The sequence below is a fragment of the Microbacterium sp. SCN 71-21 genome (assembly GCF_001725695.1).
Lineage (GTDB): Bacteria > Actinomycetota > Actinomycetes > Actinomycetales > Microbacteriaceae > Microbacterium > Microbacterium ginsengisoli.
On sequence record NZ_MEGA01000056.1, the window covers coordinates 1 to 14791 of the forward strand.

The 14791-nt window shown below is 70.3% G+C and carries 15 protein-coding genes, 1 tRNA gene and 1 pseudogene; 14 read left to right on the plus strand and 3 right to left on the minus strand.

From position 1 onward, the window contains the following. On the minus strand, positions 1–261 hold a 261-nt coding region (locus tag ABT08_RS09190), incomplete at its 3' end, for a hypothetical protein (protein ID WP_288114774.1). Beyond that, the gene (locus ABT08_RS09195; RefSeq protein WP_056210348.1) at positions 258–719 is read right to left on the minus strand and encodes a hypothetical protein; all 462 of its coding nucleotides are present in this window, start codon (positions 717–719) and stop codon (positions 258–260) included. The genes ABT08_RS09195 and ABT08_RS09190, both read right to left, overlap by 4 nt. A gap of 129 nt (positions 720–848) precedes the next feature. Between ABT08_RS09195 and ABT08_RS09200 the strand changes: the two are divergent. The 9 genes and pseudogenes from ABT08_RS09200 to ABT08_RS09240 all read left to right on the plus strand — a co-directional run. After that, positions 849–959 (plus strand): annotated as a pseudogene (locus tag ABT08_RS09200) (DUF4244 domain-containing protein); the annotation flags it as partial. Positions 960–1052: 93 nt separating this feature from the next. Then, on the plus strand, positions 1053–1388 hold the full coding sequence (locus ABT08_RS09205; protein WP_056210346.1) for a TadE family type IV pilus minor pilin: 336 nt from the start codon (positions 1053–1055) through the stop codon (positions 1386–1388). Position 1389: 1 nt separating this feature from the next. After that, positions 1390–1719: an Rv3654c family TadE-like protein gene (locus tag ABT08_RS09210; protein ID WP_137878534.1), complete on the plus strand. Its 330-nt coding sequence runs from the start codon at positions 1390–1392 to the stop codon at positions 1717–1719. 92 nt (positions 1720–1811) lie between these two features. After that, positions 1812–4541 carry a type I DNA topoisomerase gene (gene topA, locus ABT08_RS09215; protein ID WP_268768721.1) on the plus strand — a complete coding sequence of 910 codons (2730 nt, stop codon included), beginning with the start codon at positions 1812–1814 and terminating at the stop codon, positions 4539–4541. Then, positions 4538–5170 (plus strand): dTMP kinase, encoded by a 633-nt coding sequence (gene tmk / locus ABT08_RS09220; RefSeq protein WP_056210342.1) that lies wholly within the window; start codon positions 4538–4540, stop codon positions 5168–5170. Before topA ends, tmk begins: the two co-directional genes overlap by 4 nt. Positions 5171–5202: 32 nt before the next feature. Then, the gene (locus tag ABT08_RS09225) at positions 5203–6357 is read left to right on the plus strand and encodes a DNA polymerase III subunit delta' (RefSeq protein ID WP_056519180.1); all 1155 of its coding nucleotides are present in this window, start codon (positions 5203–5205) and stop codon (positions 6355–6357) included. Continuing rightward, on the plus strand, positions 6354–7898 hold the full coding sequence (locus ABT08_RS09230; RefSeq protein WP_056519178.1) for an alpha/beta hydrolase: 1545 nt from the start codon (positions 6354–6356) through the stop codon (positions 7896–7898). Before ABT08_RS09225 ends, ABT08_RS09230 begins: the two co-directional genes overlap by 4 nt. 101 nt (positions 7899–7999) lie before the next feature. Next, positions 8000–8075, plus strand: a tRNA-Thr gene (locus ABT08_RS09235). Positions 8076–8147: 72 nt separating this feature from the next. Beyond that, complete coding sequence (locus ABT08_RS09240) at positions 8148–8540, plus strand: hypothetical protein (protein ID WP_056210338.1); 393 nt, start codon at positions 8148–8150, stop codon at positions 8538–8540. Positions 8541–8575: 35 nt separating this feature from the next. Here ABT08_RS09240 and ABT08_RS09245 read toward each other — a convergent pair whose 3' ends face one another. Further along, complete coding sequence (locus ABT08_RS09245) at positions 8576–9466, minus strand: EamA family transporter (protein ID WP_045246058.1); 891 nt, start codon at positions 9464–9466, stop codon at positions 8576–8578. A gap of 58 nt (positions 9467–9524) precedes the next feature. On the opposite strand from ABT08_RS09245, the gene ABT08_RS09250 reads away from it, so the two are divergent. The 5 genes from ABT08_RS09250 to ABT08_RS09270 all read left to right on the plus strand — a co-directional run. Then, positions 9525–11738, plus strand: coding sequence for an MMPL family transporter (locus ABT08_RS09250; protein WP_288114778.1), 2214 nt, complete (start codon positions 9525–9527; stop codon positions 11736–11738). Positions 11739–11754: 16 nt separating this feature from the next. After that, positions 11755–12351 (plus strand): isochorismatase family protein, encoded by a 597-nt coding sequence (locus ABT08_RS09255; protein ID WP_288114779.1) that lies wholly within the window; start codon positions 11755–11757, stop codon positions 12349–12351. Then, the gene (locus ABT08_RS09260; protein WP_288114780.1) at positions 12348–13010 is read left to right on the plus strand and encodes a DUF2510 domain-containing protein; all 663 of its coding nucleotides are present in this window, start codon (positions 12348–12350) and stop codon (positions 13008–13010) included. Before ABT08_RS09255 ends, ABT08_RS09260 begins: the two co-directional genes overlap by 4 nt. 109 nt (positions 13011–13119) lie before the next feature. After that, complete coding sequence (locus tag ABT08_RS09265) at positions 13120–13761, plus strand: DUF2510 domain-containing protein (RefSeq protein ID WP_288114781.1); 642 nt, start codon at positions 13120–13122, stop codon at positions 13759–13761. A 134-nt stretch (positions 13762–13895) separates the two neighbouring features. Then, positions 13896–14791: thiamine pyrophosphate-dependent enzyme (locus ABT08_RS09270; protein WP_288114782.1), on the plus strand; the 896-nt coding region annotated here is incomplete at its 3' end.

Below are 14791 nucleotides of genomic sequence, written 5' to 3' on the forward strand. Positions count from 1 at the left end.
TTCGTCCTGCTGTCGCTGGCGACGCTCGACGACGCCGGCGGCGAGATGATCCCGCAGCCGCGCGAAGTAGGCGTCGCTGCGCGACTTCAGCGTGATCTCACTCAGCGCGTAGCCGAGCCCGCCCTGCGCGACCGGCAGGGCCGATAGCTCGCGCATCGCTCGGAACGACAGTCGCTCGTTGCGACGGTCGTAGGCCCATTCTTCCTCGCGCATTACCTTGGCGGCGGTGACCTCGCGATCTCGCTTCTTGCCCATCGTCACCCCTTGAACTTCCGCAGCGACGCCGCGATGCGGCCCTCGACCCCGAGGGGGTCCGTCGCCTCGTTGATCGTGATGTCGTAGTTGTTGACGGTGTCGCCCTTACCACCGGCCACCGACACCGACCCGTCGAGCGGAACGACCGACGCCCCGGTGGGCAGGTTCAGCAGCTCGGGGCCGCGCTCGCCCACGATCACCGAGCCCGACCCGGTGATCGTGCCACCGGTCGCCAGCATCGGGATATGGCCGATCTTGACCCCGAAGGCGCCGCCGACGACGTTCGCACCGTCGATGGCCTGATTCAGAAAGCCGATCACGGTATTGATCGGCCCTCGGATCACGCCCACGATGTTGCGGAAGACCCCGCCGATGAAGTCGCCGATCCCGCCGAAGATCGTCCGCACCGTGTCGCCGATCGTCTGGAAGGCGCCGCCGATGAAGCCGGCGACGGGCGAGATCACGTTGCCCCAGATCCACTGCAGCGCGGCCCCTACGGCGTTGATCGCGGGCGAGGCGTTCGTCAGCGGCGACGGACTGGCGGGCGTAGATGGCGGCGCGGGTGCTCATAGGCAGAAGTATGCCCTAACCGATCAACCGCCGCCGCGGTCGCGTTCGCCGGCCTGCTGGTCGCGATCATGCGTTCGGATGAGGTGCGCGGCATCCTGGAGGATCTCGTCCGCCGTGCACTGACGGTCGGGTGAGCGGTGCCGCCGACCCGAGGGTTCGGGCCAGGGTGCCGTCGGGCGGTGCGACGGCAGGCGACGCGCCCGCGCGACCGGTCGACCTCGGCGCGCATGCCGCGGCCGGTGCGCGGCGACGAGGGGGCAGTCGCTGCGGAACTCGCCGTCGCCCTCCCCGCTCTCGTGCTCGTCGTCACCCTGTGCGTCGGGGGGCTCGCTGCGGCATCCCTTCAGGTGCGACTGCAGGATGCCGCGGCCGACGCCGCCCGACTGCTAGCCCGCGGTGAGAGCGTCGACCGGGCGCAGAGCACGGTGGCGCACGCGGAGGGGAGGGCCAGCATGCAGGTCAGTCGGGCAGAGGGGCTGGTGTGCGTGGTGGCGTCCGCGCCGAGCGCGCTGCCGGGCCTCACGATGTCGGCGCGGTCGTGCGCGCTCGAGAGCGGGTGGTGACATGCCGGGGGCGATCGTCACTCTGGCCGGCGCCGTCACCGTCGCGACGATCGCGACGGCCCTCGTGACGGCCGGCGCGGCGACGGCGGCGCGTCAGCGCGCGGTCGTCGCCGCCGACGCGGCCGCGCTCGCCGCGGCGGACGGCGCGAGTGGCGCCGTCGCCGGCGAGCCCTGTGCACTCGCCGAACGGCTCGCCCGCGCCCACCACGCCGAGGTGCGCACCTGCACGATCGACGGCCTCATCGCGACGGTGGGAATCGGGGCGGACTTCGGTGCGTTCCAGATCTCCGCCACCGCACGGGCCGGGCCGCCGCAGGTCGTGGCCCCCTGAGCCGGGCGTGAGTGCGGGCAACGGTCATCGACGCCCCTCAGAGAGCACCGGCCGCCGGGTGTGTATGGTGTGCATCGACGAAAGGACCGTGAGTGGCACAGGGCAAGACCGCCAAGACGGAGAGCGGCAAGAAGCTCGTCATCGTGGAGTCGCCGACCAAGATGACCTCGATCCAGGGCTATCTCGGCGACGGCTACGAGGTGCTCAGCTCGGTCGGTCACATCCGCGACCTCGCGAGCAAGAAGGACATCCCGGCCGAGAAGAAGGCCGCGTACGGCAAGTACTCGATCGACGTCGACAACGGCTTCGACCCCTTCTATGTGGTCAGCGAGCGCAAGACCAAGACGGTCGCCGATCTGAAGCGCGCCCTCAAGTCCGCCGACGAGGTTCTGCTCGCCACCGATGAGGATCGCGAGGGGGAGGCCATCGCCTGGCACCTGCTCGAGGTGCTCTCGCCCAAGGTCCCCGTCAAGCGCATGGTGTTCCACGAGATCACCAAGGACGCGATCCGCAAGGCCGCCGAGAACACCCGCGAGCTCGACCTCGCGCTCGTCGACGCGCAGGAGACCCGCCGCGTGCTCGACCGCCTCTACGGCTGGGACGTCTCGCCGGTGCTGTGGCGCAAGGTCGGCAGCGGCACCCAGGGGCAGGCGCTCAGCGCCGGCCGGGTGCAGTCCGCCGCCACCCGCCTCGTCGTCGACCGCGAGCGCGAGCGCATGGCGTTCGTGTCCGCCAGCTATTGGGACATCGAAGCCCTCGCGACCGCGTCGGGCAGCTCGTTCACGACCCGGCTCGCCCGCATCGACGGCGCCCCGCTCGCCCGCGGCGGCGACTTCGACGACCGCGGCACACTGACCAAGGCCGTCGTCGTGCTCACCGAGGCCGACGCGCGCGCGCTCGCCATCGCGGTCGAGGGCGTGGGTGAGGCATCCGTCATCAGCGTCGACGCGAAGCCCGGCACCCGCAGCCCCCGCGCGCCCTTCACCACCTCGACCCTGCAGCAGGAGGCCGGTCGCAAGCTCTCGATGAGCGCGAAGCACACGATGAGCGTGGCGCAGCGTCTCTACGAGAAGGGGTACATCACCTATATGCGCACCGACTCCACCGCCCTCTCGACGCAGGCGGTGCAGGCGGCGCGCGAGCAGGCCGTCGCTCTCTACGGTGATCGCGCCGTTCCCGCGAACCCGCGCACCTACGCCAGCAAGAGCAAGAACGCGCAGGAGGCGCACGAGGCGATCCGCCCGTCGGGTGAGCACTTCCGCACGCCGGCGTCGATCTCGGGGTCCCTCGACCGCGACGAGCAGCGCGTCTACGACCTCATCTGGAAGCGCACTGTCGCCAGCCAGATGTCCGACGCGAAGTACGAGACCACGACCGTGACCCTCGCGGTTGCCGCGGCATCCAAGAAGCTCGAGTTCACCGCATCCGGCACCGTCTACACCTTCAAGGGCTTCCTCGAGGCGTACGAGGAGGGCCGCGACGAGAAGCGCAACGACGGCGACAAGGCAGACGACCAGTCGCTCCCCGCCCTCGCCGTCGGCGACGTGCTCACCACCAGCGACGTCGAGGCCAAGGGCCACTCCACGAGCCCCAAGCCCCGCTACACCGAAGCCTCGCTCGTCAAGGCGCTGGAGGAGAAGGGCATCGGACGCCCGTCGACCTTCGCGAGCATCATCGATGTGATCCTCGAACGCGGCTACGTCACCAAGCGCGGCCAGGCCCTGGTGCCCAGCTGGCTCGCCTTCAGCGTCGTGCGGCTGCTCGAGCAGCACTTCGCCGACCTCGTCGACTACGACTTCACCGCCGCCCTCGAAGACGACCTCGACGCGATCGCACGCGGCGAACAGCGCCGCGAGGAATGGCTGCGCGAGTTCTACTTCGGCTCCGAGAACCACGTGGGTCTGCGCCACATCGTCGACAACCTCGGCGACATCGACGCGCGCGAGCTCAACTCGACCCGCCTCACCGACATGGCGACGCTCCGGTTCGGCAAGTACGGGCCCTACATCGAGGTCACCGACCCGGATGCCGCGCCCGACACGAAGGCCCGCATCGTCAACGTGCCCGACGACCTCGCGCCCGACGAGCTCACCCCCGACAAGGTGCAGGAGCTCATCGACGCGCCCGTCGCCGGTGACCGTGTGCTCGGCGAGAACCCCGCGAACGGCAAGCTCATCGTCGTGAAGGACGGCCGATACGGCCCCTACGTGCAGGAGCTCGAGCCCGAGGCCGACCCTGAGGTCGACACCGCGACCGGCGAAGTGGTCGAGACGAAGAAGAAGACCACCAAGAAGGATGCCGCGCCGAAGCCGCGCACCGCGTCGCTGTTCAAGAGCATGTCGGTCGACACCGTCGACCTCGACACGGCTTTGCGACTGCTCGAGCTGCCCCGCACCGTCGGCACCGACCCCGAGAGCGGCGACGAGATCACCGCACAGAACGGCCGCTACGGCCCGTACCTGAAGAAGGGCACCGACTCGCGCTCCCTGGAGAGCGAGCAGCAGATCTTCGACGTCACCCTCGAGCAGGCGATCGAGATCTACGCGCAGCCCAAGTACGGCGCGCGCCGCGCCTCGAGCGCGCTCAAGGAGTTCGACGCCGACCCGGTCAGCGGCAAGCCCATCCGGGTGCGCGACGGTCGCTTCGGTCCGTATGTCACCGACGGTGAGACGAACGCGACCATCCCGCGCGGCGAGACCGTCGACGACGTCGACTTCGAACGCGCGAAGCAGCTTCTCGCCGACAAGCGCGCCAAGGGGCCGGCGCCCAAGCGCGCGACCGCGCGCCGCACGACGACGCGCAAGACCACCGCGAAGAAGTGACAGGCGACACCCGGCCCGGGCTCTGGATCACCCTCGAGGGCGGCGACGGCTCGGGCAAGACGACGCAGGCGGTGCGTCTGGAGGAGTGGCTGACCGGTGCCGGACGCACCGTCGTGCGCACTCGCGAGCCCGGCGGCACCGAGGTGGGGCGACTCGTGCGAGACATCGTGCTGCACCACCGCGGCGACATCGCTCCTCGCGCAGAAGCGCTGCTCTACGCCGCCGACCGCGCGCACCACATCGCCACACTCGTGCGACCGGCGCTGGAGCGCGGCGACGTCGTCATCCAAGACCGCTACCTCGACTCGTCCGTCGCCTATCAGGGTGCCGGACGCGTTCTCGACGGCGCCGACATCCGCGACATCTCGCTGTGGGCGGCCGAAGGCGAACTGCCCGATCTGACAGTGCTGCTCGACCTCGACCCGGCGTCGGCACGCGCACGACTCGACGCCGCCGACAAGCCGTTCGACCGGCTCGAGGCCGAGAAGGACGACTTCCACGCCCGCGTGCGCGACGCGTACCTTGCGCTCGCCGCCGCCGAGCCCCACCGGTTCCTCGTGATCGATGCCGCCGGAGCACCCGACGACATCGCCGCCACCGTCCGCACGCGCGTCGCCGCTCTCCTCTGACGACGTCCCCGGCCGCCGATAGTCTGGTGCGCATGGCTGCCACGATCACGGATGTCCCGTGGGGCGATGTGTGGGGCCAGCCCGAGGCTGTCGCACAGCTGCGGGCCGCGGCATCCGATCTCTCGCTGCTCGCCCACGCCTGGCTCATCACCGGGCCGCCCGGGTCAGGGCGCTCGACCCTGGCTCGTGCGTTCGCGGCCGCGCTCATCGCTGAGCCCGGAGATGAGCAGGCGATGCAGCAGGTGCTCATCGGCACCCACCCGGACCTCACCGCCCTGCGCACCGAGCAGGTCGTCATCCGCATCGACGAGGCGCGCTCCCTCGTCGAACGGGCCTATTTCGCCCCCTCACGCGGTCGCTTCCGGGTGATCATCGTCGAAGACGCCGACCGCATGGCCGAGCGCACCTCCAATGTGCTGTTGAAAGCGCTCGAAGAGCCGCCGGAGCAGACGGTCTGGGTGCTGTGCGCACCCAGTGACGCCGACCTTCTGCCCACCATCCGCTCGCGCGTGCGCACCGTTCGACTACGTGAGCCCGAGGTCGCCGACGTCGCGCGGCTCATCGTCGCCCGCACCGGCGTCGACGAGCGCGTCGCCGAGCAGTCCGCCCGTCACGCGCAGCGCCACATCGGCATGGCGCAGCGGCTCGCGACCGACGGTGCCGCCCGCGAACGCCGCGACGCCACACTCCGCGCCGTGCTCGGAGTGCGCGGCGTGTCCGACGCGGTCGAGGTAGCCGCCACCATCGTCAAGCTTGCGACCGACGACGCCAAGGCGCTGACCACAGAGCGGGACGAGGCCGAGCGCGCCGACCTGCTGCGTACGCTCGGCATCGCCGAAGGGCAGGCGGTACCCCCAGCGGTGAGATCGCAGGTCAACGCCCTCGCCGAAGACCAGAAACGCCGCGCGACGCGCAGCCTGCGCGACGGCATCGATCGGGTGCTCACCGACCTCGAATCGCTCTTCCGCGACGCCGTGATGCTGCAGTTCGGGCGGGACGAGGAGAATCTCATCAACCTCGAGCTCGCCTCGCAGCTCCATGCTCTCGCGTCCGCCTGGCCGCCCGACCGCACTCTCACCGTGCTCGATCGCATCACGGTCACCCGTGAGAACCTCGAACGAAACGCCGCCGCAGTCCTTGCGCTCGAAAGCCTGCTCATCACCGTCGCCACCGGGAGGACCGTATGACCCGCACCCGCAACCTGCGGCGCGCCCTCGTCGTGATCGCGGGGCTCGCCGCGGCATCCGTCACCCTCTCGGCGTGCCTCTTCAGCCCCATCGTGCCGCAGCCGATCCCCACGAAGACCCCGTCGGCCGACGGCGTGGTCGCGAATGTCGCGAGCTTCTACACCCAGACCCTCAGCTGGTCCTCGTGCGGCACCGGCTTCGACTGCACGTCCGTGACGGCGCCGCTCGACTGGCAGAACCCTGAAGCCGGAACGATCACCCTCGCCGTCATCCGCCATCGCGCGACCAACGGCACGGCGCTCGGATCGCTGCTCACGAACCCCGGGGGGCCGGGCGCGAGCGGCTACGACCTCATCCAGCAGAATCTCGACTATGCGGTCGGCTCCGAACTGCAGAAGACGTTCGACGTGATCGGCTTCGACCCTCGCGGAGTCGGGCGTTCGACCGCCGTGACCTGCTACGACGCGAAGCAGATGGACTCCTATCTGTTCGATCTCGTTCCCGCGCCGCGCGGGAGTGCGACGTGGACCAGCGATCTCGTCGCCAGCCAGAAGGCGTTCGGTGCGGCGTGCGAACAGAACAGCTCCGGGCTCCTGCCCTACATCACGACCGACCAGGCCGCGCGCGACATGGACCTGCTGCGCGGCGTGCTCGGCGACAAGAAGCTGAACTACCTCGGCTACTCCTACGGAACGTTCCTGGGAGCGACCTACGCGAAGCTCTTCCCCCAGAACGTCGGACGCATGGTCCTCGACGGTGCCCTCGATCCGTCGGTGTCGGGACTGGACGTGTCGACCACCCAGGCGATCGGGTTCCAGTCGGCCCTTCGCGCCTACATGACGAACTGCCTCGCCGGGTCGTCGTGCCCGTTCACCGGCACCGTCGATCAAGCCCTCGCCTCCCTCGGCGACCTCCTCGCGCAGGTCGACAAGACCCCGATCACCAACGCGGACGGGCGAAAGCTCGGCGCCGACTCGCTGGTCACCGGCATCGTCGCAGCCCTCTACTCGAAGGACAGCTGGCCGGTGCTCTCCTCGGCCCTCGCCGCCGTCAAGTCCGGCAGCGCCGCGCAGGCGTTCCGGCTCGTCGACTTCTACTACAACCGCAGCAGCAACGGCGTCTACCAGGACAACTCGACCGAGGCGTTCGAGGCGTACAACTGCATGGACTACCCTCAGGTCACCTCGCAGGCTCTGAAAGACGCCTCCAAGGCCGAGATTGCGGCGAAGGCTCCGACGATCGCGCCGTACTGGAGCGGTCCCGACCCGTGCGCCGTCTGGCCGATCACGGCGACCGGCGTGCGTGAGAAGATCAGCGCCCCCGGCGCCCCGCCGATCATCGTCATCGGCACCACCAACGACCCGGCCACGCCGTACGTGTGGGCGAAGTCGCTCGCGGAGCAGCTGTCGTCCGGCGTCCTGATCACCCATGAGGGCGAGGGGCACACGGCGTTCAACAAGGGCAGCAGCTGCGTCGACGACGCGGTCGTCACCTACTTCGAGACGGGGACGCCCCCGCAGAACGGGCTCACCTGCCAGTAGCGGATGCTGCGGCATCCGCGCGGACGAGGCGAGCGCCGGCGTTCGCGGGCGGTCGGGTGACCATGTAAGATCGGAGATCGTGCGCCGCGGCATCGCGGCTCGCCACCTTAGCTCAGACGGCAGAGCGATTCACTCGTAATGAATAGGTCAAGGGTTCGATTCCCTTAGGTGGCTCCACACTCTTGAAGGCCCCGGGCGACGCCCGGGGCCTTCGTCGTCGCAGAGGGCGGTTTCGCTACAGTGAAAGGGATGTCGCTGCTCGACGTGCTCGCGGAACTGTTCACCTGGGTGGGCTTCGGCATCGGCGCGCTTCTGGCCGGCGTCGCCGTGGTCGCGTACCTCTTCGACGGCACGTGGATGCGGGTCGATGCGATGCTCGAGCGCGAGGACGGCGAACTCGTCGCGCGGTGGTTCGCGTCCGACGGTGGGGTGGGTCGTGCCGTGCTGCACCCGCACGACGCCGAGCGTCTGGGCGACGCCGCGCATGCGGAGCTCTTCGCCCGCGAGGGGTCACATCACCGCGTGCGCCTGTCGGGGCGGTCGCCTCTCGTTTCCGCGCTCGGATGGTTCGCGGCGGGGTTCCTCGCACTCGGTGTCGTCGCTGTCGCGGCCTCCATGGTGCTGCTGTTCGCCGGAGTCTGAGGCGCGGTCGATCCCGTGGTGAGCGGATGCCGCGCTCAGTCGAGGGCGAGCATCACCGCGGCGCCGAGCGCGAGGGTGAGTCCGACGATCTGCACCGGCGCGATGCGTTCGCGCAGCACGATCGCCGCGAGCACGATCGTGCCGGCTGGGTAGAGCGCCGTCAGCGCGGCGACGATCGACAGATCGCCGGTGCGCAGCGCGAGCAGCATGGCGATGTTCGCCACCGCGTCGCCGACGCCGCCGACGGCGGCCGGCCACCACACGATGCGGCTGCCGGCGACCGCCGCCGGGGAACGCAGCGCCTCGACGACGGAACGGCGCCGCGCCGCCGCCCATGCGATCATGCCGGCGACGATGAGCACCGTGAGGGTGACGTTGACGGCGCGGGAGACGAGCAGTGCATCGAGCCCGCTCTCGGCGGATGTGTGATCGATCGCGATGATCTGCGCGCCGATCGCGAGGCCCGCTCCGACGGCGAGGGCGAGTCCCCGGATGCTGGGACGCACTGCCCCCTGCTCGGGCACGAACCCGACGAGTGCGACGGCGACGAGCGCGACGCCGAGGCCGGCCCAGGCGAGCGGTCCGAGCGACTCACCGCCGACGGTGACGCCCCAGATCATCGGGGCGACGGCCGAGACGATCGCGGTCAGCGGCGACAGGATGCTCATCGGCCCGATCGCGAGGCAGGCGTACAGCAGGGCGAGGGAGACGACGCCGCAGACTCCCGAGATCGCGCCCCAGGCGGCATCAGCGGCGCTCAGCGTGCCGCCCGCGATCGGCGCCGCGATCAGCAGCACGACGACGCCGGTGCACGCGGCGATCGCGGTGACCACGATCGGCTTGAGATGTCGCGCGGTGAGCCCGCCGAGGAAGTCGGCCGCGCCCCACAGCAGTGCCCCGCTCAGGGAGAGGAGGGCGGCCAGCATCGCGATCAGCCTAGGGGAGGGGTGGCGCCCGCGATATTTCGCTAGATAAGCTAGGTATATGGATGCCGCGTCCCCCACGTCCCGCCGCAGTGACCGCCGTCAGACCGACCGGGCGACGACCCGCTGGCTGCGCTTCGGCATCCCGCTGGTGCTGGTCGCCGTCTGGCTCGCGGGCGGAGCCATCGGCGGACCCTACTTCGGCAAGGTCGACGAGGTGTCCACGAACGACCAGGCGTCGTACCTGCCCCAGAGCGCGCCCTCGACGAAGGTGAACGCGCTGCTGCCCGACTTCCTCGGCTCCGACAGCATCCCGGCGGTCGTCGTGGCCCAGGCACCCTCCGCCCTCACCGACACTCAGAAGGCTGATCTGACGTCCCTCGCCGACCGCTTCGGCGCGGTCTCGGGCGTCACCGGCACGGTGTCGCCCCCGATCATCTCCGACGACGGCCGCGCGGCGCAGATCATCGTGCCCGTCTCGTCATCGGCGTCGGTCGGCGATGTCGTGGGCGAGCTGCGGGCCGCGGCATCCGATCTGTCCGACGGGGTGCAGGTGTGGGTGACCGGTCCCGCCGGGTTCACCGCCGACCTCGTGAAGGGGTTCCTCGGCATCGACGGACTGCTGCTCGGCGTCGCCCTGCTCGCCGTGTTCGTGATCCTGGTGATCGTCTACCGCTCGCCGCTGCTTCCCGTGCTGGTGCTGCTCACCTCGATGTTCGCGCTGTGCGTGGCGCTGCTGACGGTGTGGTGGCTGGCGAAGGCGGGCATCTTCGTGCTCAACGGCCAGGTGCAGGGCATCCTGTTCATCCTGGTGATCGGCGCCGCCACCGACTATGCACTGCTCTACACCGCCCGCTTCCGCGAGGCGATCGGTGAGAGGATGCCGCGCTGGGCCGCCACGCGCGCCGCCTGGCGGGGAGCGTTCGAGCCGATCCTCGCCTCGGGCGGCACCGTCATCGCGGGCCTGCTGTGCCTGCTGCTCTCCGACCTCGCCACCAACCGCGCCCTCGGCCCGATCGCCGCGATCGGCATCGTGTTCGCGATGCTGTCTGCCCTGACATTCCTGCCGTCGTTGCTCGCCTTGTTCGGGCGCGCCGCCTTCTGGCCGTTCGTGCCGCGGCATCCGCTCGGTGCACTTCCCGACGACTTCACCGCCCCCGTGCGCGGCTTCTGGCCGCGCCAGGCGCGTTTCATCGCCCGCCGCGCCCGCCCGATCTGGATCATCGCGACCATCGTGCTGCTCGCCGCCGGCGTCGGGGTCACGCAGCTGCGCGCGCAAGGTGTTCCCTCGAGCGACCTCGTGCTCGGCGCCTCGGAGGCGCGCGACGGCCAGGCCGTGCTCGGCGACCACTTCCCGGCGGGCTCCGGCAGCCCCGTCACGATCGTCGCACCGCAGTCCGACCTCACTGCGGTCGTGAGCCGTCTCGCCGCCGAGCCGGGCATCTCGAGCGTCGCCGTGGTCTCGGCCGACTCTCCCTCGGGGCAGGCGACCGCCACCGTGCAGGGCGGCCAGCTCGTGCTCGTGTCGCAGGGGCCGCCCGCCGCGACCGCACCCGCCCCGACCGTGCGCGACGGCGACGTGCTCGTCTATGCGACCCTCACCGACGCGGCCGACTCGACGGCGGCCGAGAACGTCGTGCGCACCATCCGCGCCGACCTCGACACGCAGCTCGGTGCCGGCACGTCGCTCGTCGGCGGCACCACCGCGCTCGACGTCGACGCGAACGACACGGCGATTCACGACCGCACCGAGATCATTCCCGTCATCCTCGGGGTGATCCTGCTGATCCTCATGCTGCTGCTGCGTTCGATCCTCGCGCCGGTGCTGCTCGTGCTCAGCGTCGTGGTCTCGTTCGCCGCGGCCCTCGGAGTGAGCGCACTCGTGTTCGACGGCGTGCTCGGATTCCCGGGCGCCGACCCATCGGTCCCGCTCTACGGGTTCGTGTTCCTCGTCGCACTCGGCGTCGACTACAACATCTTCCTGATGTCGCGCGTAAGAGAGGAGTCCGTTCGCCACGGTACGCGCCGCGGCATCCTACGCGGCTTCGTGGCCACCGGCGGGGTCATCACCTCGGCCGGGCTGGTGCTCGCGGCCACGTTCGCGGCGCTGGGAGTCATCCCGATCCTCTTCCTCGCGCAGATCGCGTTCATCGTCGCGTTCGGCGTGCTGCTCGACACGTTCGTGGTGCGGTCGCTGCTCGTGCCCGCGCTCGCCTACGACCTCGGCAAGGTGATCTGGTGGCCCTCGGCGCTATGGCGGCGCGGGGCGCCGTGACGCCTATGCTGGCGCTATGACGCGGGCCCTGTTCATCGTCGACGTGCAGAACGACTTCACCGAGCACGGAGCGCTGGGGGTGGTCGGGGGTGACGCCGTCGCCCGCCGCATCTCCGCGTTCCTCGCCGCCCACCGAGGCGAGTACGCGCTGGTCGTGGCGTCCCGTGACTGGCATGACGCCGAGGGTGACAACGGTGGGCACTTCGCCGCCGAACCCGACTTCGTCGACACCTGGCCGCCCCACTGCGTCGCCGGGACCCCCGGCGCCGACTATGACGACGGGTTCGATCCGACGGGCGTCGACGTGCACCTGAAGAAGGGGCAGGGCAAGCCCGCCTACTCGCTCTTCGAGGGCGTCGCCGACGACGGCCGCACCGCGACCGACCTGCTGACCGAGCGCGGCACCCTCGACATCGACATCGTCGGCATCGCGACCGACTACTGCGTGCGCGCCTCCGCCCTCGACGCCCTCGCCGCCGGGCGGCGCGTGCGGGTGTTCACGGATCTCATCGCGGGCGTGCACGCCGACTCCAGCGCCGCCGCGCTCGCAGAGATCGGCCATGCGGGCGGCGAGATCACGACGTCGGATGCCGCGACCGGGGGCCGCCCGTGAGCGCGCCGTGGCCGGCGGTCGCCGTCGCCCCGGGGTGGTACCCGGATCCCGTCGACGCTCGCTTCGTGCGGTGGTGGTCCGGTCGCGAGTGGACGGGCCACGTGCAGGGGGCGATCGCCAGCCCCGCTCCTCCGGCCGTGCGTCGAGACATCCGCACGGGGACGGTGTGGATCTGGCTCGTCACACTCTCGCCACTGCTGTCCACGGCGACGCTCTTTGTGTGGAACATCCCCGCCGATGTCGACGTGCTCCTTCACGACATCGCGCGGCAGGCGTACGACACAGGCCCGTTCGACACGACGATCCTCTCGATCGTCGCCACCCGTGGGCTGATCTGGTATCTGATCGTGCTCGCCGTGAGTGCGCTCGTCTACGCCGCGGGCGTGGCCATGTCGGCGCGCGACGCGGCCGTGCTGCGCCGACGAGGAGTCGTCGACCCGTTCCCGTGGGCGTGGGCGTTCCTGTCGGGTTCGATCTACGTGATCGGGCGCACAGTGATCGCGCGGCGTCGCACAGGGAGCGATCTCGGGATGCTGTGGGTGGAGATCGGCCTGATCGTGCTGGTGAACGTCCTCGTCGTCGTCTGGTTGGTGGTCATCCTCATGTCCATAGGCGCCACGGTGGCCAGCCTGTCCGGTGGCGTGATCTCGTCGGTCTGACTTCGGCTGCCCGATCTCGACCCGGTGCGCATCGGCGACGTAGGCTGATCGCAGATTCAGGAGATCACGACGAGGGTGGACGAGCGTGAGTGACAGCGTGAGTGACAGCGTGAGTGACAGCGAGAGCGCGGCGGTCGCCGGCTGGTATCCCGACCCGCTGCAGCCCGGCGCCGAGCGGTGGTGGGACGGCACGGCATGGAGCACGGCGACACGGCTGATCGCCGCCCCCGCGGTGGAGACGGGGTCCCCGGCGCCCATCACGAGCGGGGTCGATTCGATCTGGATCTGGCTGGTCGTGCTCGTCCCCGTGCTCAATCTGCTGCGCTTGCCGCTGATGGACATCGGCGGCTACGTGCAGGCAGTCTTCGAGGCCACGCGATACGGCCGCGGATCGGGACAGATCGCGGCGGTGCTCACGACCTGGGGGCCTCGATTCGTGCTCTCGTCGGCGCTCGGAGTGGTGACGTACGGGCTCACCGTGCTCTTCGGTGCGCTCGACTGGCTGCGCCTGCGTCGGCTCGGCGTCGATCGGCCGTTCCACTGGGCGTGGGGCTTCCTCTCGTCACTCGTCTACGTCATCGGGCGCGCCGTGGTGATCCGACGCCGTACCGGGAAGCTGTCGCCCACCCTCTGGATCTCCATCGCCGTCGTCATCGTTGTGATCGCGGTGTCGATCGCGTTCACGTTCGCCGCAGTCCTCGGCGCACTCCAGGGTATCACGCCCATTCCGCCCTCAGGAATCGTCAGCTGAATTCACAATTCGCTCAATTGCAGTGTCGAATCTTGAGCTGACTGCTGCATCGACGTAGTCTCCAGGTGTCGGCGACGAGGCCGACACGAGCCGTCGTCCGGCCTCACGAGGGCCGGCGCGAACCGGAGGTCGCAATGGTGCACACCCTCATCCCCGAGACCCTTCCCGCCGCCGACGTCGACGACGTCGCGCGGGTGCTCACCCCTGAGGGCGAGCGCATCCCCGATCGACTGCTCGACCCCTGGATCACGGATGTCAACACCGGCGCCCTGCGCGCGCTGCACCGCGACATGTCGGTGCTGCGCCGCCTCGATGCCGAGGGCGTCGCGCTGCAGCGTCAGGGGCAGCTCGGCCTCTGGGCGCCGTGCGCCGGCCAGGAGGCCACTCAGATCGGCATCGCCCGGGCGTTCCGCGACGACGACTTCCACTTCACGAGCTACCGCGAGCTCGGCGTGCTCTACGCGCGCGGTGTGAGCCCCGACGGCCTCGTGCGCCAGTGGCGCGGCGAGGCGCCCTCGGGGTACGACCCGTTCGACGTGCACGTCGCGCCGCTGCAGATCATCATCGGCGCGCAGAGCCTGCACGCCGTCGGCTACGCGATGGGCGTGCAGCGCGACGGCGGCGACCAGGTCGCCGCGGCCTGGTTCGGTGACGGCGCGACGAGCGAGGGCGACGTCAGCGAGGCGCTCGTGTGGGCGGCATCCTTCGACGCACCCGTCGTGTTCGTGTGCACCAACAACCAGTACGCGATCTCCGAGCCCGTCGGCGTGCAGACCCGGCACTCGATCGCCACCCGTGCCGCCGGCTTCGGGGTGCCGAGCCTGCGCGTCGACGGCAACGATGTGCTCGCGTGCCTCGCCGCCGGACGCTGGGCCGCCCACCACGCCCGCTCGGGGGAGGGCCCCGCCTTCATCGAGGCGGTCACGTACCGGATGGGACCGCACACCACGAGCGACGATCCCACCCGCTACCGCACCGCCGACGAGCGCGAGGCATGGGCGCGGCGCGATCCGATCGACCGTGTCGCCGA